The sequence below is a fragment of the Mesorhizobium sp. USDA 4132 genome (assembly GCF_056279545.1).
Genome location: NZ_JBWCCP010000002.1, coordinates 1,429,431 through 1,450,387 on the forward strand (window position 1 = coordinate 1,429,431; position 20,957 = coordinate 1,450,387).

At 62.9% G+C, this 20,957-nt stretch carries 16 protein-coding genes; 15 read left to right on the plus strand and 1 reads right to left on the minus strand.

Features of this window, described 5'->3' with window-relative positions; genetic code table 11:
* Positions 1-38: 38 nt before the first annotated feature.
* The 11 genes from ACZ9IU_RS29465 to ACZ9IU_RS29515 all read left to right on the plus strand — a co-directional run bounded on the left by ACZ9IU_RS29465 (position 39) and on the right by ACZ9IU_RS29515 (position 14,909).
* Positions 39-2,147, plus strand: coding sequence for an alpha-amylase family protein (locus ACZ9IU_RS29465; protein ID WP_040124308.1), 2,109 nt, complete (start codon positions 39-41; stop codon positions 2,145-2,147).
* Between the two features lie 109 nt (positions 2,148-2,256).
* A complete protein-coding gene (locus ACZ9IU_RS29470; RefSeq protein WP_040124307.1) occupies positions 2,257-3,243 on the plus strand; it encodes an ABC transporter permease in 987 nt (328 codons plus the stop codon).
* Positions 3,244-3,253: 10 nt separating this feature from the next.
* Positions 3,254-4,444 carry an ABC transporter permease gene (locus tag ACZ9IU_RS29475; protein ID WP_040124305.1) on the plus strand — a complete coding sequence of 397 codons (1,191 nt, stop codon included), beginning with the start codon at positions 3,254-3,256 and terminating at the stop codon, positions 4,442-4,444.
* Between the two features lie 10 nt (positions 4,445-4,454).
* A complete protein-coding gene (locus ACZ9IU_RS29480) occupies positions 4,455-6,161 on the plus strand; it encodes an ABC transporter ATP-binding protein (RefSeq protein ID WP_040124303.1) in 1,707 nt (568 codons plus the stop codon).
* Between the two features lie 12 nt (positions 6,162-6,173).
* Positions 6,174-6,965 (plus strand): 2-oxo-tetronate isomerase, encoded by a 792-nt coding sequence (otnI, locus tag ACZ9IU_RS29485; protein WP_040124302.1) that lies wholly within the window; start codon positions 6,174-6,176, stop codon positions 6,963-6,965.
* Positions 6,966-7,074: 109 nt separating this feature from the next.
* Positions 7,075-9,183, plus strand: coding sequence for a beta-galactosidase (locus tag ACZ9IU_RS29490; protein ID WP_040125704.1), 2,109 nt, complete (start codon positions 7,075-7,077; stop codon positions 9,181-9,183).
* 94 nt (positions 9,184-9,277) lie between these two features.
* On the plus strand, positions 9,278-10,591 hold the full coding sequence (locus ACZ9IU_RS29495) for an FAD-dependent oxidoreductase (RefSeq protein ID WP_051900322.1): 1,314 nt from the start codon (positions 9,278-9,280) through the stop codon (positions 10,589-10,591).
* Between the two features lie 100 nt (positions 10,592-10,691).
* Entirely contained in the window at positions 10,692-11,408 is a 717-nt protein-coding gene (locus ACZ9IU_RS29500; RefSeq protein WP_040125703.1) for a GntR family transcriptional regulator, read from the plus strand.
* 36 nt (positions 11,409-11,444) lie between these two features.
* On the plus strand, positions 11,445-12,695 hold the full coding sequence (locus ACZ9IU_RS29505; protein ID WP_040124299.1) for an NAD(P)/FAD-dependent oxidoreductase: 1,251 nt from the start codon (positions 11,445-11,447) through the stop codon (positions 12,693-12,695).
* A 104-nt stretch (positions 12,696-12,799) separates the two neighbouring features.
* Positions 12,800-13,942 (plus strand): M24 family metallopeptidase, encoded by a 1,143-nt coding sequence (locus tag ACZ9IU_RS29510; RefSeq protein ID WP_040124297.1) that lies wholly within the window; start codon positions 12,800-12,802, stop codon positions 13,940-13,942.
* 55 nt (positions 13,943-13,997) lie between these two features.
* Positions 13,998-14,909 carry a dihydrodipicolinate synthase family protein gene (locus ACZ9IU_RS29515; protein ID WP_040124296.1) on the plus strand — a complete coding sequence of 304 codons (912 nt, stop codon included), beginning with the start codon at positions 13,998-14,000 and terminating at the stop codon, positions 14,907-14,909.
* Between the two features lie 69 nt (positions 14,910-14,978).
* Here the strand turns inward: ACZ9IU_RS29515 and ACZ9IU_RS29520 are convergent, their stop codons facing one another.
* On the minus strand, positions 14,979-16,334 hold the full coding sequence (locus ACZ9IU_RS29520) for an MFS transporter (protein WP_040124294.1): 1,356 nt from the start codon (positions 16,332-16,334) through the stop codon (positions 14,979-14,981).
* A 331-nt stretch (positions 16,335-16,665) separates the two neighbouring features.
* Between ACZ9IU_RS29520 and cyoA the strand changes: the two genes are divergently transcribed.
* From cyoA to cyoD, 4 genes are read left to right on the plus strand one after another with little or no spacing between them, the layout of a single operon-like run.
* Positions 16,666-17,856, plus strand: coding sequence for a ubiquinol oxidase subunit II (cyoA, locus tag ACZ9IU_RS29525; RefSeq protein ID WP_040124292.1), 1,191 nt, complete (start codon positions 16,666-16,668; stop codon positions 17,854-17,856).
* A 31-nt stretch (positions 17,857-17,887) separates the two neighbouring features.
* Positions 17,888-19,891 (plus strand): cytochrome o ubiquinol oxidase subunit I, encoded by a 2,004-nt coding sequence (cyoB, locus tag ACZ9IU_RS29530; RefSeq protein ID WP_040124291.1) that lies wholly within the window; start codon positions 17,888-17,890, stop codon positions 19,889-19,891.
* A 4-nt stretch (positions 19,892-19,895) separates the two neighbouring features.
* Complete coding sequence (gene cyoC / locus ACZ9IU_RS29535; RefSeq protein WP_040124289.1) at positions 19,896-20,540, plus strand: cytochrome o ubiquinol oxidase subunit III; 645 nt, start codon at positions 19,896-19,898, stop codon at positions 20,538-20,540.
* The gene (gene cyoD, locus ACZ9IU_RS29540; RefSeq protein ID WP_040124287.1) at positions 20,537-20,953 is read left to right on the plus strand and encodes a cytochrome o ubiquinol oxidase subunit IV; all 417 of its coding nucleotides are present in this window, start codon (positions 20,537-20,539) and stop codon (positions 20,951-20,953) included. Before cyoC ends, cyoD begins: the two co-directional genes overlap by 4 nt.
* The last annotated feature ends 4 nt before the right edge of the window (positions 20,954-20,957 follow it).

The window sequence follows — 20,957 nt, forward strand, 5'->3', positions numbered from 1 at the left end:
CGCCGAGGGTACCCCTTTTCCGATGATTGGACGCTATCATGCTTGAGGCGAGACGACAGAACACCGATACCTTGCGGACCCCGGACTGGTTCAGGACCGCGACGCGCTGGACCCAGTTGACCTTCGTCGAGGACGATCCGGACAAATACGACCCCGCCTTCTGGATCGACGTCTTCAAGCGCACGAAATCCAACGCAGTCTGCCTCAGCGCCGGCGGTTACATCGCCTACTATCCAAGCAAGGTTCCGTATCACTACGTCAGCCAATATCTGGGCGACAAGGACATCTTCGGCGCGCTCGTCGATGCGGCCCGCAAGCTCGACATGCATGTCATGGCCCGCGTCGATCCGCATGCCATCCACGACGATGCGGCCAAGGCTCATCCGGAATGGGTGATGATCAATGCCGACGGCACGCCGCGCCGCCACTGGGCCTATCCGGATGTCTGGGTCGCCAACGCCTATGGCGACTACAACTCGGTGTTCATGCCGGAGGTGGTGAAGGAGATCGTCCGCGAATACGATATCGACGCGATCTTCGCCAATCGCTGGCAGGGCCACGGTGTCGACTACAGCGATGACAGCGCCCGCCGCTTCAAGGACATGTCCGGCTACGCCCTGCCCAAGAAGGCGGATGCCGAGGACCCGGCCTGGCAGGCCTGGCTGCAATGGCGCCGCCGGGTGCTGACCGATATGATCGCCCAGTGGGACGATGCGGTCAAAGCCATCCGGCCGCATGCGAGCTTCATTCCCAACATGAGCGGCGCGTCGCTGATGGAGTTCGATCTCTCCGTCATCACCAAACATTGCCCCTTCCTCGTCGTCGACCACCAGGGTCGCAAGGGGCTGGAGCTCGGCTGGTCGGCCGGCCGCAACGGCAAGCGCATCCGCGCGACCTTCGCCGATCGCCCCGTCGTGCTGATCACCTCGATCGGTCCGGAGGAGGAATACCGCTGGAAGGATGCGGTGACCTCCGGCGAGGAAATGCAGCTGTGGATCAACAACGGCACGGCCCATGGGCTTTTCGCCTGGTTCACGAAATTCAACGGCGTGGTGCCCGACAAACGCTGGGTGGAGCCGGTTGCCGAGGCTTTCGTGCTGCAGTCGGCCGTCGAGCCGGTGCTCGAAAGCATGACGCCGACCGCGGAAATCGCCGTGATCGACCCATCGACGACCTTGCGCCACTGGGCGCCGGAAGAACGCCACGCCGCGGAGAAACACGATCTCGGCGTCTATCACGCCCTGGTCGAGGCACGCCTGCCCTTTGAACTCCTGTCCGATCAGGTGCTCATCAGGGATAATCTCGACCGCTTCAAGGTGATCATCCTTGCCAATGCCTCCTGCCTCTCGGATGCGCAGAACGAGGCGATCCGCGCCTATGTAGCGCGCGGCGGCAGCATCGTTGCCTCCTACGAGACCTCGCTTCGCGACGAATTCGGCAAGACCCGGCCCGAATTCGGCCTGTCGGACGTGCTTGGGGCGAAATTCGTCTCCGGCCCGCGCGGCATCGTCAAGAACACCTATGTGGCACTGTCCGGCGACCACCCGGTCAACAAGGGCTTTGACGGCGCCGAGCGGATCATGGGCGGCACAAGGCTGATCCATGTCGAGCCTGCGGCGGGCGCTGAAACACCTTTCCTGTACGTGCCCGACTTCCCGGATCTGCCGATGGAGGAAGTCTATCCGCGTAAAGACCCGGAAGGGGCGGCCGTCGTCGCCTGCGAAACCGGCAGGGGTGGCCGCACGGTCTATATTCCCTGGAATATCGGCGAAATCTTCTGGGAAGTGTTTGCCGTCGATCACGCCCGGCTTCTGTCCAACGCCGTCCACTGGGCGCTCGGCAACACCCCGCGCGTCACCGTCAAAGGCCCGGGCGTCATTGACCTCGCGCTCAGGGAAAACGCCGAGGGGATCGCGCTCAGCCTCTTCAACCTTACCAATCCGATGATGATGAAAGGCCCGATACGCGAAAATTACCCCCTGGCGGCCCAGACCGTTTCGGTGGAAGTTCCAGAAGGCAAGTCGGTGGCGAAAGCCTGGCTCGTCGTTGCAGACCGGGCGGCAAGCTTCAGCGTGAAGGATGGACGCGCGGAGGTGGACGTGCCGGGAATAGAGCGGCTGGAGGTACTGCATCTCACCTGGAAATAGGGTGGGAGCCTAAAATGGAGGAGCGTTGCCGGCCTCAAAGGGCCGGTAGCGGATGGAGATCCGAAGGTGGCGCCTGCGCGGTGCCTTCAACGGGAGGAGAACTATTCCGATGCTTGGCTACATCTTCAAGCGCGTGCTCTACATGATCCCGACCCTGTTCGGCATGTCGCTGATATCGTTCCTGATCATCCAGCTGCCGCCGGGTGACTACCTGACGTCGATGATCGCCACGATGAGCGACAGCGGCCAGGCGGTCGATCCGGCCCAGATCGAGCGGCTGAAGGAAATCTACGGCTTCGACGACCCCTTCTACATCCAGTATCTCAAATGGATCTGGGGCATCGTCAGCCGCGGCGACTTCGGTTATTCGTTCGAATGGAACCAGCCCGTCTCCGGCCTCATCTGGGGCCGGATGGGTTCGACGCTGGTCATCTCGCTTTTGAGCCTGCTCTTCGTGTGGATCGTCGCACTGCCGATCGGCATCTATTCCGCCGTCCGCCGCCATTCGATCAGCGACCACGTCTTCACCTTCTTCGGCTTCATCGGGCTTGCCGTGCCGAACTTCATCCTGGCGCTGGTGCTGATGTATTTCGCCTACCGCTATCTCGGCCAGAGCGTCGGCGGCCTCAACTCTCCTGAATTTGCCGAGGCCCCCTGGAGCCTTGCCAAGGTCGGCGATTTCCTCGCCCATCTGTGGATCCCGATCATCATCATCGGCGCCTCAGGGACGGCGGCGCTGATCCGCGTCCTGCGCGCCAACCTGACCGACGAACTGCACAAGCCCTATGTGATCACCGCCCGCGCCAAGGGCCTGCCGGAATACAAGGTCATCCTCAAATATCCGGTGCGCATCGCCCTCAACCCGTTCGTCTCGGCGATCGGCTGGGTGCTGCCGCATCTGGTCTCCGGCGTGACGATCACCGCCATCGTGCTCAACCTGCCGACCGCCGGCCCGCTGCTGTTCCGGGCTCTGGTGTCGCAGGACATGTATCTCGCCGGCAGTTTCATCCTGCTTTTGAGTGCCCTCACCCTTGTCGGCATGCTGCTATCGGATCTGCTGCTGGCGCTGCTCGATCCGCGCATCCGGTTCAATTGAGGGAGGCGGCATGAGCACGCACGAGACATTCGGAACCTATTCCGGCCCTGTCCACACCGTCGCCGACGGCCCTTCGATCAGTCCGCTCAAAGCCGGCAAGACCGTTTCGACCGCAACCGTCGGCCCCTGGAAGCTGATCGCGGGCAAGCTGGTCCGCCAGAAGGTGGCGATGTTTGCCGGCATGGTCATCCTGATGCTTTATCTGATCGGCCTGTTTGCCGAATTCCTGGCGCCCAGCCTGCCTTCGACCTCTCGGCCGCAATATACCTATGCGCCGCCGCAGGGCTTGAGCTTCTTCGTCACCAAGCCGGACGGCAGTTCGGAGTTCAATTTCCATGTGAAGGGCTACAAGGTCGAGATCGAAAAGGTGGCGCTGCGCCGCACCTTCGTCGTCGACGATACCAAGGTCGTGCCGGTCGGCCTGTTCGTCAAAGGCCCGCGCTATGAACTCTGGGGGCTGATCCCGATGGATCGCCACCTGATCGGCCCGATCAATCCGAACGATCCGATGTATCTGCTCGGCGCCGACCGCCTCGGGCGCGACGTCTTCTCGCGGCTGGTCTACGGCACCCGGATTTCCATGTCGATCGGTCTCGTTGGCGTCGTCATGTCTCTCGTCCTCGGCGTCGTGCTCGGCTCGATATCGGGCTTTTACGGCGGCTGGGTCGATACGGTGATCCAGCGCATGATCGAGGTCGTCAGCGCCATGCCGACCATCCCATTATGGCTCGGCCTCGCAGCGGCGATCCCACTCACATGGTCGCCGGTCAACGTCTATTTCGTCATCACCATCATCGTATCGCTGCTCGGCTGGACCAGTCTCGCGCGCGAGGTGCGCGGCCGTTTCCTCGCCCTTCGCAGCGAGGATTTCGTCACCGCTGCCATGCTCGACGGTTCGAGTGAAAAGCGGCTGATCTTCCGCCATATCCTGCCGTCGCTGACGAGCCATATCCTTGCCGTCGTGACGCTTGCCGTGCCGACCATGATCGTTGCCGAAACCTCGCTTTCCTTCCTCGGCATCGGCCTGAAACCGCCGGTCGTCAGCTGGGGCGTGCTGTTGCAGGACGCCCAGAACATCCGAACGGTGGCAACCGCGCCATGGCTGCTGATCTGGCCCTCGCTCGCGGTGATCGTTGCCGTGCTGTCCTTCAATTTCTTCGGCGACGGCCTTCGCGATGCCGCCGACCCTTATGACAATTGAGGAGGTAACCATGACCGATCCCGCCGAAGACGTCGTCCTCTCCGTCGAGAACCTCTCGATCGATTTCCGGTTGAGAACCCATATCCTGCATGCGGTCGAGAATGTCAGCTTCGAGCTGAAGCGCGGCCAGACACTCTGCCTCGTCGGCGAAAGCGGCTCGGGCAAGAGCGTCACTGCCCGTTCCTTGCTGCAGATCGTCGACAGGCCCGGCAGCATCGTCGGCGGGCGCATCCTTTTGCGCAACGCCGGCGCGGTCACCAACATCGCCAGGCTCGATCCGGATGGCCAGGCCATGCGCGCCATCCGCGGCCGCAGGATCGGCCTGATCTTTCAGGAACCGATGAGTTCGCTGTCGCCGGTCCACACGATCGGCTCGCAGATCACCGAAGCCGTTCGCCTGCACAGCGATCTCGACAAACGCGCCGCGCGGGCGAAAACGGTCGAATTGCTGCGCCAGGTGGAAATCCCCAATCCGGACCAGATGGCGGACCGCTACACGTTCGAATTTTCCGGCGGCATGCGCCAGCGGGCGATGATCGCCATGGCGCTCGCCGGCAATCCCGATATCCTGATCGCCGACGAGCCGACCACGGCGCTGGACGTCACCACCCAGGCCGAAATCCTCGACCTGATCAAACGGCTGCAGGTGGAGCGCGGCATGGCGATGCTGCTGATCACCCACGACATGGGCATCGTCGCCGAAGTGGCGGACGACGTCGCGGTCATGCGCTTCGGTCATATCGTCGAGCGCGGGCCGGTCGACGCGATCTACCATGACGCACAGCATCCCTATACCCGCCAGCTTCTCGCCTCGACGGTGAAGCTCACCCGGCATGTCGAAAGCAGGGTGCCGGCGGTGGCCCTGTCGTCGCAGCCGCTGCGGCCGATCCTTTCGGTCCGCAATCTCGGCAAGACGTTCGGCTGGCACGGCAAGACAAGTTCGTTGCGCGCCGTCGACGACGCCAATTTCGATCTCTATCCCGGCGAAAACCTCGGCATCGTCGGCGAAAGCGGCTCGGGCAAGACGACGCTCGGCCGGCTGATCCTGCGCACCGTCGAGCCGACGACGGGCAGCGTGGTCTACCACAACAAGGATGGCAGCGAGGTCGAGGTCACCCGCCTGACCAAGAAGGAGCTGCGCGGCTTCCACCGGGAGGTCCGCCTCGTCTTCCAGGATCCGTTCGCCTCGCTCAACCCGCGGATGACGGTCAAGGAAGTGATCGGTGACCCGCTGATCATCAACGGTCTCGCCAAGGGCAAGGCGCTCGAGGAACGCGTCGCCGAACTGATGCGCCTCGTCGGGCTCGATCCGATGGGCATGGAACGTTATCCGCATGCCTTTTCCGGCGGCCAGCGGCAACGCATCGGCATTGCCCGGGCGCTGGCGCTCGATCCACGCATCATCATCGCCGACGAGGCGACGTCGGCGCTCGACGTGTCGATCCGCAGCCAGATCCTCGACCTGCTGCTCGATATCCGCCAGCGGCTGAACCTCAGCTTCATCTTCATCTCGCACGACATTTCGGTGGTGCGTTATTTCTGCGACCGCGTCGCCGTCATGCATCGCGGCAAGATCGTCGAGCTCGGCGAGGCCGAGCAGATCTGCACGGCGCCACAGGAGGCCTATACCAGGAGCCTGATTTCCGCCGTTCCCAATCCCGACCCTCGCGACAAGCGCATGCTGCACCGGCACCGCTTCGTCGCACCCGTTCTCTAAAGGACAGCGCCAGTGCCGAAATTCTCCGCCAATCTCTCCTTCCTCTACCAGGACCTGCCCTTCCTCGATCGCTTCGCGGCCGCCGCGAAGGACGGTTTCGGCGGGCTCGAATATCTCGGCCCCTATGCCGAGCCGAAGGAAAAGGTCGTCGATGCATTGAAGGCGGGCGGCCTCGTCCAGGCGCTCTTCAACGTGCCTTCGGGAGACTGGGCCGGCGGCGAGCGCGGCATTGCCTGCCTGCCGGACCGCATCCAGGAATTCCGCGACGGCGTCGCCCTGGCGCTCGACTACGCCAAGGCGCTCGATTGCCGCCAGGTGAACGTCATCTCCGGCCTTGTGGCGAAGGGGGCTGATGTCGAGACTCTGGAAAAAGTGTTGGTCGACAACCTGAAATACGCCGCACCGCGCTGTGCCGATGCCGGCGTCAGGCTGCTGATCGAGCCGATCAACCTGCGCGACATTCCCGGCTTCTTCCTGTCGACGACCGATCATGCGGAACGCATCCTCGACAGGGTCGGCTCCGACAATCTCTACATCCAGTACGATTTCTACCACATGCAGGTCATGCAGGGCGATCTGATCCCGACCTTCGCGCGCCTGAAAGACAGGATCGCCCATGTTCAGATCGCCGACAATCCCGGCCGCAACGAGCCGGGCACCGGCGAGATCAACTACGATTTCATACTCCGCGAACTCGACCGCCTCGGTTACGACGGCTGGGTCGGCTGCGAATACAGGCCGAAGGCCGGCACCAGCGAAGGCCTTGGGTGGATGAAGCCCCATCTCGGCGGAGGGCCGCGCTAAGATCAACGCTTTTCGGACCTAACCGGACACCATCTACGCCATTTCCAAACCGGAGCCTTTCTCCGGAGGGCGGAGCCATGTCCGAACATCGATGAAGAAGGACAGGACCATGCTCAAAAACGATATCCAATTCCCCTACGGCGCCGTCTATTTCCGCAAGTCCAATCCGCCCCGCGAGGACTGGGAGCGCGACTACACGACGGCAGGCGAAGACGGCCTCAACATCTTCCGCCACTGGTTCATGTGGAGCGCGATCGAAACCGCGCCCGGCGTCTATGACTGGGAGGAATACGACCGGCAGATGGATTTAGCCGCCCAAAACGGCATCAAGACGGTCATCGCCGAGCTCATCCATGCGGTGCCCGACTGGGCAGTGCGCAAATATGCCGATGCGCTGCAGGTCAATGCCGACGGCACCAAGCTCGGCTCCTATATGGGCGTCTCGGCCGCAACCGGCGGCTTTTCCAACAATGGCGGCGGCGCCGGCGCGCTGACGCTCAACTGCCCGGAAGTGAAGGAAGCGGCCGGCCGGTTCCTCACCGCGCTCGCCACCCGCTACAAGGACCATCCGGCAATCTACGGCTACGACGTCTGGAACGAGTGCAACTATTCCGCCGATGTCGATTACAGCAGCTACGCCAAATCGGCCTTCCGCACATGGCTGGAGAAGAAATACGGCACGCTGAAAGTGCTCGCCAAGGCCTGGCACCGCTACAGCTATGCGGAATGGGAGGATGTCGAGCCGCCGGTCCACATGGCGCCCTATCCGGAATGCATAGACTGGCTGCAGTTCAAGCGCGACAATTTCTACGACCAGATGCAATGGCGCATCGACACGATCCGCGCCGTCGATCCGAAAAACACCATCGCCGCCCACGGCATTTCCGGTGCCATCCCCAACATGGCCGCGAACGGCTGCGATGACTGGCTGGCCGCCTCCAAGGTCGAGATCTATGGCTTCACCTGGATCCAGGCACGCAAGGGTACGGAAGCCTGGAAGAACTGGTACGGCGTCGATATCAACCGCGCAGCCGCCCGTGGAAAACCCTTCTGGCACGCAGAGCGCCAGGGCGGACCGCTGTGGCTGCAGCCGCAGGTGATCGGCCGCGACAAGGATGACGGCCGCGTCGCCGAGCCCGAGGATATCCGCCTGTGGAGCATGACGTCGTTTGCGGGCGGCGCCCGCGGCGTGCTGAACCTGCGCTGGCGGCCACTGCTCGACGGCCCGCTCTTCGGCGCTTTCGGCGCCTACGGCATGGACGGCGCACGCACGCCGCGCTCGAAGCTGCAGAGCGACATGGCGAAATGGGCAAACGACCCGGCACAGGCCGCTCTCTGGGAGGCAAAGCCGGTGCGCGGCGAAATCGGCATCCTGGTCGTTCCCGAGACGCAGGAATGGGATTACCTGCTGAATTACGACCGCAAGGAAAAACCCTATCCGGAAGCCATGTGGGGGGCCTATCGCGCCTTCCTCGAAAACGGCGTCCAGCCGGACTGGGTGCATATCGACGATATCGACGCCTATGACCGCCTCTATTTCCCCTATCCGATCATGTTCACCGCCGAGCAGGCAAAACGCCTCGCCGCCTGGGTGGAAAATGGCGGCACGCTGATCGCCGAGGCCTGCCCCGGTTATTTCGGCGACCGCGGCCATGTCGGCCAGGTTCAGCCGAACATGGGCCTCGACAAGGTTTTTGGCGCTTGCGAGGATCAGGTCGAGTTCATGCCGGATATCGGCGACCGCATCCATTTTAAGCTCGACGCAACGGCGGTCGATGGCGGCGGTTTCCTGCAATCCTATGTGCTTGCCGGCGGCACCGCGCGCGGCAACTTCGACGACGGGCGGCTTGCCGTGGTCGAGAACGCTTATGGCAAGGGCCGGACGCTGCTGATCGGCACCAATCCGTCGGTCGCCTATTACAAGTCGCAGGGCAAGGCGAACGGCGCTTTCTTTGCCGAATTGCTGCGCTGGAGCGGCTGCGCGCCGCATGCGGCCCTGTCGAACAAGGCGCTGTTCGCGCGTATCCACAAGGGCGAAAAAGGCAGCTTCCTCTGGCTCGTCAACCCGAGCCGCTTGGCGCAGGCGACCGAGGTCAAGCTCGCCGAAGGCCATGGCCGGCTCGCCGCCGGCAAGGCGGTCTGGCCGATCGGACACGCCCATGACGGTGGCAAGATCGAGGTGCCGGCTCGCGACGTGCTGATCCTGCCGCTCGACTGATACCAATTTGCCGCCCTCAGGCACGATTCCTGGGGGCGGCATGATTCCGGCCACTCCCCTCCAGCGTCATAGACGTGCCCGAACGCTTGCGGTAATGGCAAAGGCAGGAAGATCGTCGGAGAAAAGAATGCCTGAGCGGGATGCCATCGTCGTCGGCGCGGGGTTTACGGGCCTGAGCGCCGCGCTGGAGCTTATCGAGGCAGGGCTCGACGTGCTGCTGCTCGAAGCGCGCGACAGGGTCGGCGGCAAGGTCGAGTCCGAGACGCTGCCGGACGGCACCCGGATCGACACCGGCGGGCAATTCTTCTGCCGTGACATGAGCGAGCTGATAGCGCTCATCGCGGAAAACGGAAAGACCCCGGTCATGACGCACTATGATGGCGAGACCATCTACCGGCCGCCGGTCCCGCCGCAGCAGGGTTATGCGCGCTGGCAGGGGGTCGACGCGCTCCGCGACCGGATGATCGCCACCGATCCGGATGATCCGGATCTCGCGAAACTGACGGTGGCCGATTGGGTGGCCCGGCAGGACGACGTGCCGGCCGACGTGCGGAAAAGTTTCCTGCGGCTGATCAAGGGCCTCTGGTGCCGCGCGCCGGAGGAGGTCGCCTTCACCTGGCTCGCCTCTAACGACCGGCGCATCACCAATACCTATTCGGAAATGGAAATGTTCCTGCCCGGCACGCTGCACGCACTGGCCGACCAGCTGGCGGCTAGGCTCGGCGACCGGCTGCGCCTCGGCACCCCGGCGACCGGGATAGAATATTCCGACACCAGCGTCACCGTCATCGCCGGCGATGGGCGGTTCTTCGCGAAACGCGTCATCTTGGCGCTGCCGCCGGTGATGATCCGCCGGCTTCCGTTTTCGCCCGCACTTCCCGACCGGCTGCAGGAGGCGCTTTCCGCCTGGGCGCCCGGACTTTCGATCAAGCTGCAGGTCAGCTACGACAAGCCGTTCTGGCGCGAGCGCGGGCTTTCCGGCGCCGTCATGTGGCACGAACCCCAGGGCCTCTATGCCTGCGATGCCAGCCACGATGACTATGCCGGCCTCATCGTCTTCGTCGGCGGGCCGGAGGCGCAGCAATGGCATGGGCGGCCCCGCGAGGAGTTCACCGGGTTCATCCGCGAGCAGCTAAGCGCAGCTTTTGGCCCCGAAGGCGGCAATCCGCGCGACATCCATGTCCGCGACTGGGTCGACGATCCCTGGAGCGGCGGTGCCTACAGCGACGTTATCATCGATCTCGATGCCCGATATGCGGAGGACATCATCAACGAAGGCGTGCCCCCTGTCCATTTCGCGTCGTCGGAACTCTCCCCGTCCTATCCGGGCTATGTCGACGGCGCGATCGTCGCCGGCAGGCTGGCCGCAGCGCGGATCATCGCCACGACTGAGGCTTCGACTCGATAAAACCGCACCAAATCCGTTCTGCCACCTTGTGGGCTTTCCTGTCGACAATACGTGTGCAATTGTCCTGCCGCATTGGCTTGCGACGCAGAACGGTTAAATGATGGCGACGAACGAACCTGCAGAAACGGATATCCCCCGCCCGCGTGGCTCCGGGACGCAGAGCGTTTATACGATCCTGCGCGGGGAAATTCTCGCCATGACCTTGGCCCCCGGCAGTCCGCTCGACGAGGTCCGGTTGTCGGAGCGTTTCGGCATGTCGCGCACCCCGATCCGCGAAGCATTGTTGCGGCTTTCCGCCGATGGCCTCGTCACCACGCTGCCGAACCGCAACACCATCGTCGCGACGATCGATTTCGCCTCGCTGCCTCCCTATTTCGATGCCCTGACGCTGATGTACCGCGTCACCACCCGCGGTGCCGCCATGCGCGCGACGCCGCAGGCGATGGGCGAGATCCGCATGCGGCAGGCGGAGTTCGCCGCAGCGGTTGCCGCCCACGACGCCTTCGCGATGATCGAGGCGAACCGGGAATTCCACGTGGCGATCGCTGAACTCGCCGGCAACACCTATTACACCACCTTCTTCGCCCGGCTGCTCGACGAGGGCCGCCGCATCCTGCGCCTCTATTATCGTACCTTCGACGATCGGCTGCCGCGCCAATATGTCGACGAACACGAGGAGATGATCGCCGCGATCGAAGCGCGCGACATCGAGCGGTCCGACAGGCTCGCCATCAAGCATGCGGAACAGATCGTCCGGCAGATCCAGGATTATATCGCCCGCGATCTCGGCCATCCGATCGATCTCGCCGTCTCCTGACCTCACTTTCCGCATTCCCTTCACAGGACACCAATCATGAATTCCTCTTCGGTCGACGCCGTCGTCATCGGCTCGGGCATAATCGGCGCGATGTCGGCGCATTACCTGCTGGAAGACGGCCGCTCGGTGCTGATCATCGAGCGCGGGGAGGTGGCCCGGGGTGCAAGCAGCGGCAATGCCGGCATTCTCGCCTTTCCGGAAATCATCCCGATCGCCGCACCCGGCATGATGTGGAAGGCGCCGAAATGGCTGCTTGATCCGCTCGGTCCCCTCAGCCTGCCGCCGTCCTATGCACTCAACATGGTGCCGTGGCTGTGGCGACTGTGGCGGGCCAGCGCTCGGCCTGCCTATGAGCGCACGGTCGGCGTACAGGCAAGGATGATGCCGATGGCGCGCAGCGAAATGCTGCAAACGGTCGAACGCACCGGCCTTCGGGCGATGGTCAAACAGACGGGCACGCTCGACCTCTACGACAGCGAGGCGAGCCTCAATGCCGCGGCTGACGACTGGCAGGCGAAACGCAAGGCGGGTTTTGAATTCCAGAAAGTCGGCCGCAATGAGATCGATGCCCTGCAGCCGGGCCTTGCGCCGCAGTTCCGGCACGGCATCTTCACCCCTTCCGGCCTGCAGGTCTCCGACCCGCTGGAATTCACCCAGGCTCTCTTCAGCAACGCCATGTCCCGTGGCGCATCGCTGAGGATCGGTGAAGTCATCCGCATCGAGCCGATAAACGATGGCGCCAGGGTCATCCTGGCGGATGGCGCCATCTTCGACGCGAAGACCGTCGTACTGGCCGGCGGCGCCTGGTCGAAGAAGATCGTAACCGGCCTCGGCGATCATGCGCCGCTCGAAACCGAGCGCGGCTATAATACGACGCTGCCGCAAGGGGCCTTCCCGCTGCATCGCCAACTTTATTTCAACGACCACGGCTTCGTGGTGACGCCGCTTTCCTCCGGCATCCGCGTCGGAGGCGCGGTCGAGCTCGGCGGGCTGACACTGGCGCCGAACTACAAGCGCTCGGAGGCGATGCTGAAAAAGGCAAAAAGCTTCCTGCCCGACCTGAAGACCGATGGCGGCCGCCAGTGGATGGGTTTTCGTCCCTCCATGCCGGATTGCCTACCGGTGATCGGCCCATCGAGCGCAACGCCTGCAATCATCTACGCCTTCGGCCACGGGCATCTCGGCCTCACCCAGTCGGCCGCGACCGGCCGGCTGGTCGCCGATATCGCCGCACGCCGGAAGCCTGCCCTCGATATCGAACCCTATAGCATCAGCCGGTTTCGCTGACATTGACGACGGCGGAATGCAGGTCGGCTGCAGGTGCCAAATATCGCTGTCGACAAACTGACTACAGCGCGATATAACCCGAGCGACATCGAAAGGAAGCGGACATGGTCTGGTCTCACCCCGTCCCCAAGATTACCGACGACGAACGGCGGCAGCGCCTTGTACGGCTGCAGGCGTCGCTGGACGACAAGGGGCTGGGCGGCATCCTGCTCGGCGCCAGCGAGAGCCTGCGTTATTTCACCGGCCTCGTCTGGCACCAGAGCGAACGGCTGCTCGGCGCGCTGGTGACGCCGAAATCGGTAACCTATATCGTGCCGGGTTTCGAACAGAGCCGCGTCGAGAGCTTGCCCCATCTGCCGGGCGAGATCGCCGCCTGGCAGGAGGATGAAACGAGTGCCGCGCTGGTCGCCTCGCTTCTGCCTTCCAATGTGAAGCTTGCGCTCGACGACGCGCTGCCGCTGTTCGTCTACCATCAGCTAGCCGCCGTTTTCGGCACGGAACGGCTTGCCGATGGCGGCCGGCTGATCCGCGATCTCAGGCTTCGGAAGTCGAAGGCCGAGATCGACCTCATCCAGCATGCGATGAACCTGACGCTGGAAGTGCATCGCCGCGCCCATGCCTTCATCAAGCCGGGTGTGCCTGCCTCCGATGTGGTCCGCCATATCGACGAGCAGCATCGTGCGCTTGGGGCAACAGGCGGTTCGAGCTTCTGCATCGTCTCCTTCGGGGTCGCGACCTCCCTCCCCCACGGCGCCGACGGCGAGCAGGCCTATGCGCCCGGCGACGTGGTGCTGGTCGATACCGGCTGCCGGCTCGACGGTTATCATTCCGATCTCACCCGTACCTATGTACTGGAAGAGCCGACCCCGGAATTCGCCAGGGCCTGGGCGATCGAGCGGGAAGCGGAACAGGCCGTCTTCGAGGCCGCCCGCCTCGGCGCCACCTGCGGCAGCCTCGATGACGCCGCCCGCAAGGTTCTTGCCAGCCACGGACTCGGCCCGGATTACCTCCTTCCCGGCCTGCCGCATCGCGCCGGCCACGGCCTGGGCCTCGAAATTCATGAGGAACCCTACCTGGTGCGCGGCAACGCGACCGTGCTCGAACCGGGCATGTGTTTCTCCAACGAACCGATGATCGTTTTCCCGGACCGCTTCGGCATCCGTCTCGAAGACCATATCCACATGACCGAAACCGGGCCGCAATGGTTCACCCAGCCGTCGAAAGGCCCGACCGAGCCCTTCGCGTGACAGATATCGGCGCGCCCGCGCATATTATCACCCATCAACCAGAGGAGTGCATTTCATGACCACAGGCTGGAGCGGCGTTTTCCCCGCAGTGACGACACAATTCAACGAAGACTTCTCGATCGACCTCAAGGCGACCCAAGGGGTGCAGGACGCGCTCGTCAATGACGGCGTCAACGGCCTGATCGTCATGGGCACATGCGGCGAGAACAACTCGCTTGACCCGGAAGAAAAGCGCACCATCCTCAAGGCCGCCGTCGAAGTGGTGAACGGCCGGGTGCCGGTCGTGACCGGCGTGTCCGAATTCGACACCCGCCGCGCCGTCGCCTATGCCCAGGATGCCGAAAAGCTCGGCGCCGACGGCCTGATGCTGCTGCCGGCCATGGTTTATGTGCCTAAGCCTGAAGAACTGGTCGCCCATTTCAAGACGGTCGCCGCCGCCACCTCGCTGCCGATCATGCTCTACAACAACCCGCCAGCCTATCGCGTCAACATCGGCGCCGACGTATTGCGCCAGCTCGAAGACGTGCCGAACATCAAGGCCGTCAAGGAAAGCGCACCGGATCCGCGCCGCTTCACCGACCTGATCAACACCTTCGGTGACCGCTTCGACATCTTCGCCGGCCTCGACGACGTGGCGCTCGAAGGCCTGATGCTCGGCGCCAAGGGCTGGGTCTCCGGCCTCACCAGCGCCTTCCCGCAGGAATCCGTCGCCCTCGTGGCCGCCGCCAATCGCGGTGACTGGGTCGAGGCCCGCGCCATCTATCGCTGGTTCATGCCGTTGCTGCATCTCGATGCCGAGCACGACCTCGTCCAGTCGATCAAGCTCGCCGAGCAGATCATGGGCCGCGGTTCTGAGCGCGTCCGCATGCCGCGCATGCCGCTGACGGGCGCGCGCCGTGCGGAAGTGACGGCGATGGTGGAAAAGGCCGCTGCGACGCGGCCGACGCTTGCCAAGAAGGCTGCTTGATAGCGCGACGGATTCCGCAAGATACGCATACAAAAAAGCCGGGCCCGCCCGGCTTTTTTCGTTTCTCTTTTACCGCTGCCCGGGCTCGCCGCTCTGGTCCAGGACCCGGCTGAGGCTGAGCGCTGCGATCGTGCAGATTGCGCCCGAGATCAGATATCCGCCGATGAAGATGATGCCGAAGCTGCTGGCGAGGCCGAGGGCCACCAGCGGTGCGAAGCCGGCACCGATCAGCCATGCGAGGTCGGAGGTGAGTGCCGCACCGGTATAGCGGTAATATTGCCCGAAGCGCGAGGAGACGGCGCCGGAGGCCTGGCCGAACGAGAGGCCAAGGATCCCGAAGCCGATGATGATGAAGGCATCCTGCCCCTTGCCGCCCGCATCGAGCAGGAAGGGTGCCGAGAACGAGAAGATCGCGATGATCACCGCGCCGATCATCAGCTGGCTGCGGCGGCCGATGCGGTCGGCGATCAGGCCGGACAGGATGATGCCGACGATGCCGACCGCAGCACCGATCACCTGCACGAACAGGAATTCTGCCGCCGACTGCCCGCCATAGAGCGTCACCCAGCTCAACGGGAAGATCGTCACCAGATGGAACATGGCGAAGCTTGCCAGCGGCACAAACGCGCCGAGCACGACGTCATGGGCATGCTTGCTCAGCATTTCGAAGATCGGTCGGGCCTGCAGCTCGTTGGCTTCGAGCGCCGAGCCGAATTCCTTGCTGGCGACGATGCGCAGGCGGGCAAACAGCGCCACGACATTGATCGCAAACGCCACGAAGAACGGATAACGCCAACCCCAGGCGATGAAATCCGCTTCCGAGAGATTGGCGACAAAGTAACCGAACAGGATGCTCGCCAGCGCAAAACCGATCGGTGCGCCGAGCTGCGGGATCATCGCATACCAGCCGCGTCGGTTGGGCGGCGCATTGAGGTTCAGGAGCGATGCGAGCCCGTCCCAGGCGCCGCCGAGCGCAAAACCCTGCCCCATGCGGAACAGCGCGAGCAATGCCACGGCCCAGTAGCCGATCGTGTCGTAGCCGGGCAGGAAGGCGATCGAAGCCGTCGATCCGCCGAGCAGGAACAGCGCGATCGTCAGCTTGGTGCCGCGCCCATAATTGCGGTCGATCCACATGAACACGAACGATCCGACGGGTCGCGCCATGAAGGCGAGCGGGAAGATCGCGAACGACATCAGGGTCGCGGCGACCGGGGTCGGCGCAAACGGAAAGATCAGCTTCGGAAAAACGAGGACGGAGCCCAGCCCGTAGACGAAGAAGTCGAAGAATTCCGACATGCGACCGATGATCACACCAAGCGCGATGCTGCCCGGCGAGATCGGCCCGTCGTCATGAATGCGGCGGGCGTCCCTTTCGAGGCCGGACGATGTCGGGCCTGTTGACGCGGGATTGACGACCGTGGTCATGAATTCCTCCTGGCATAGTTCGCCTCGTCCTCGAGATGTTGATCAACATGCCGTCGAGATCAAGGAACAAGACTAAAAAAACCTGACATATGCGACGGACCGCACCGTCTTCTCATCCACACCCTCTGGTCGCCCCCTCAGGCTGTCCTAGATTTCCGATTGGCGAATGCGGAAACTGAGCGTGCAGGTTGGTGCAGCAAAACGGCTCGGAAGACCATGCGGTTTTTTGCTGCACTGCGACAGATTGCTGCACTGCGACGAACGACCTCATTCCAGCCCATGCAGGAACCTGACTATTCCGAACTAGACAAAACACAAATTCGAGCCCGAGATGACCCCTCAGTTGAAAATCGTCGCACGGTTGTTCGCTCTCTTCACCCTTTTAGGGCTTTCCGGATGTAACCTGGTCGTGATGTCGCCTTCCGGCGATATTGCCCGACAGCAGGCAAACCTGATCATCGTCGCCACGGTGCTGATGCTGATCATCATCGTGCCGGTGATCTTCCTCACGCTGTTCTTCGCCTGGCGTTATCGCGGCTCGAACACCAATGCGCCCTATGATCCCGAATGGCACCATTCGACGCGGCTCGAAGTCATCATCTGGTCGGCACCACTCGCCATCATCATCGCGCTCGGCGCCGTCACCTGGATGAGCACCCATAAGCTCGACCCCTACCGGCCGCTCGACCGGATCGATGCCCAACGCGCCGTGTCCGCCGAGGTGAAGCCTATCACCGTGGAAGTCGTGGCGCTCGACTGGAAATGGCTGTTCTTCTATCCGGAATACGGCATCGCCACCGTCAACGAGATGGCGGCGCCCGTCGACGTGCCGATCAACTTCAAGATCACCGCCTCCTCGGTGATGAACTCCTTCTATGTGCCGGCGCTGGCCGGGATGATCTATGCCATGCCGGGCATGGAGACGAAGCTGCATGCCGTCATCAACAGGGCGGGCGAATACGAGGGCCTTTCGTCGAACTATAGCGGCGACGGTTTTTCGCATATGCGCTTCAAGTTCCATGGCGTCGACCAGGCGAGCTTCGACCAGTGGATCGCCCGCGTCAAGCAGAACGGCACCGCACTCAATCGCGACGCCTACCTGAAGCTCGAAAAGCCGAGCGCCAAGGAGCCGGTGCGCTATTACGCCAATGTCGAGGACGGGCTCTACAGGGCCGTGCTCAACATGTGCGCCATACCCGGCAAGATGTGCATGGATGAGATGATGCATGTCGACATGATGGGCGGCGGCGGGACCGAGAGCCAGGAAAACCGGGCGCGTCTGGAGCATGACAATCGCCATGCCTTGGGAGAAAGGCTTGGCGCCACCGTGCCGGCCAGCGGCGAACCCTCCCGTGTGCCCGAACCGAGACAAAGCGTGGACCAGCCGCAGTCGACCAACCACGACACGCACAACATGCAAGATATGCCGGGAGGCAACACCGCGCCCGACGGCAACCAGGGCGGTCCGGCGCCGGCTCAACTCAACAGCAATGCTCCGGCGCAGCCTGCAACTCAGCCCTGAGACTGCATTTCAAGAGATTTTGGACAGACCCATGTTCGGCAACAGCACTCTGACGGAATTCCTTTTCGGGCGGCTTACCCTCGAAGCCATTCCTTACCACGAGCCCATTCTCGTCGCGACCTTCGTCGTCGTCGCGCTCGGCGGTCTCGCCGTTTTAGGGGTTATCACCAAATATCGGCTCTGGGGTTATCTCTGGAACGAGTGGTTCACCAGCGTCGACCACAAGAAGATCGGCGTCATGTACGTGGTTCTGGCGATCATCATGCTGCTGCGCGGCTTTGCCGATGCGATCATGATGCGCATCCAGCAGGCGATCGCGTTCAACGGATCGGAGGGCTATCTGCCGCCGCACCACTACGACCAGATCTTCACCGCCCACGGCGTCATCATGATCTTCTTTATGGCTATGCCCTTCGTGACAGGCCTGATGAACTATGTCGTGCCGCTGCAGATCGGCGCGCGCGACGTCTCTTTCCCGTTCCTCAACAACTTCTCGTTCTGGATGACGACGGCCGGCGCGATCATCATCATGATGTCCCTGTTCGTCGGAGAATTCGCCCGCACCGGCTGGCTCGCCTATCCGCCGCTCTCAGGTGCGGATTACAGTCCGGGCGTCGGCGTCGATTATTACATCTGGGGCCTGCAGGTGGCCGGCATCGGCACCACGCTTTCCGGCATCAACCTGATCGCCACGATCGTCAAGATGCGCGCGCCGGGCATGACCTTCATGAAGATGCCGATCTTCACCTGGACCTCGCTCTGCACCAACGTGCTGATCGTCGCGTCCTTCCCGATCCTCACCGCCACCCTCGTTCTGCTGTCGCTCGACCGTTATGCCGGCACGAACTTCTTCACCAACGATCTCGGCGGCAACCCGATGATGTACATCAACCTCATCTGGATCTGGGGCCATCCGGAGGTCTACATCCTCGTCCTGCCGGCCTTCGGCATCTTTTCCGAAGTGGTCGCCACCTTCTGCGGCAAGCGGCTCTTCGGTTACGCATCGATGGTCTACGCCACCTGCGTGATCATGATCCTTTCCTATATCGTCTGGCTGCACCATTTCTTCACGATGGGGTCCGGCGCCTCGGTCAACGCCTTCTTCGGCATTACCACGATGATCATCTCGATCCCGACGGGGGCCAAGATGTTCAACTGGCTGTTCACCATGTATCGCGGCCGCATCCGCTACGAACTGCCGATGATGTGGACGGTCGGCTTCATGGTGACATTCGTCATCGGCGGCATGACCGGTGTCATGCTGGCAGTGCCGCCGGCCGATTTCGTGCTCCACAATTCGCTGTTCCTGATCGCCCATTTCCACAACGTCATCATCGGCGGCGTGGTGTTCGGGCTGATGGCGGGCGTCGTCTACTGGTGGCCGAAGGCCTTCGGCTACAAGCTGGATGTCTTCTGGGGCAAGATGAGCTTCTGGTTCTGGTTCATCGGCTTCTACGTCGCCTTCATGCCGCTCTACGTGCTCGGCCTGATGGGCGTCACACGCCGTGTCAACCAATTCGAGGATCCGTCGCTGCAGATCTGGTTCGTGATCGCCGCCTTCGGCGCTGTACTGATCGCCTGCGGCATCGGTTCCTTCATCATCCAGCTGGTCGTCAGCTACCTGAAGCGCGACCAGCTGCGCGAGACCTCCGGCGATCCCTGGGACGGCCGCACGCTCGAATGGTCGACTTCCTCGCCGCCGCCGGACTACAACTTCGCCTTCACGCCCGTCGTGCACGACCATGACAGCTGGTACGACATGAAGAGCCGCGGCTATGAGCGCCCGCTCGGCGGCTTCAAGCCGATCCACATGCCGAAGAATACCGGCACGGGCGTCATCCTCGCCGCAATCAGCGTCGTCTTCGCCTTCGCGATGATCTGGTATATCTGGTGGCTGGCAATCGTCGCCTTCGTCGCCATGATCGCCGTCGCGATCGGCCATACCTTCAACTACGATCGGGATTTCCACATTCCAGCCGATACCGTGACCGCAACAGAGGACGCGCGCTCGAAGCTGCTCGCGGAACGGACCTGAGACCATGAGCCAGACGCAAGTTCAGACCCACGGCCCCTCGGGCAATCGCGAAACCGACAAGCCGCAATTCTATGTCACCGAAGAGCATCATCCGGAAGGCAGCACCATGCTGGGCTTCTGGCTGTACCTGATGAGCGACTGCCTGGTCTTCGCGGTGCTTTTCGCCACCCACGGCGTGCTCGGCCGAAATTATGCGGCAGGCCCCTCGCCCGCCGACCTGTTCGACCTGCCGATCGTCGCCCTCAACACCGCTATGCTGCTGTTCTCGTCGATCACCTACGGTTTTGCCATGCTGCAGATGGAACGCGGCGCCAAGACCGAGACGCTGTTCTGGCTCGGCGTGACCGGCGTGTTCGGCGCGATCTTCCTCGGCCTCGAACTTTACGAGTTCAACCACCTGATCCATGAGGGCGCCGGCCCGACCCGCTCGGCCTTCCTCTCCTCCTTCTTCACGCTGGTCGGCACCCACGGGCTGCACGTCACCTTCGGCATCATCTGGCTGATCACGCTGATGGTGCAGGTCGGCAGACACGGACTGATCGAGGCAAACAAGCGTCGCCTGATGTGCCTGTCGATGTTCTGGCACTTCCTCGACGTCGTCTGGATCGGCGTCTTTTCCTTCGTCTATCTCATGGGAGTCCTCGGATGAGCTCGCACGGCCAAGCCCCGCATGCCCCCGCTCACGAAAGTGCCTCAGAGGCCCATCACGGCCACAGCAACGGCCATCAGGCCGGCCACGGCACGCTGAAAGGTTACCTGATCGGCTTCAGCCTGTCGGTGATCCTGACCGCCATCCCGTTCTGGCTGGTGATGAGCGGCGCCATCGACAGCAAGCTGTTCACCGCCTTTCTCGTCATGGGGCTCGGCGTCATTCAGATCGTCGTGCACATGGTCTATTTCCTGCACATGAACCCGCGCTCGGAAGGCGGCTGGACGATGATGGCGCTGCTCTTCACCCTTGTCCTGGTCGGCATCACGCTTGCCGGATCGCTCTGGGTCATGCACCATCTCAACACCAACATGATGCCGATGTCGCCGGAGATGATGAAAAACATGCCGTGACCCC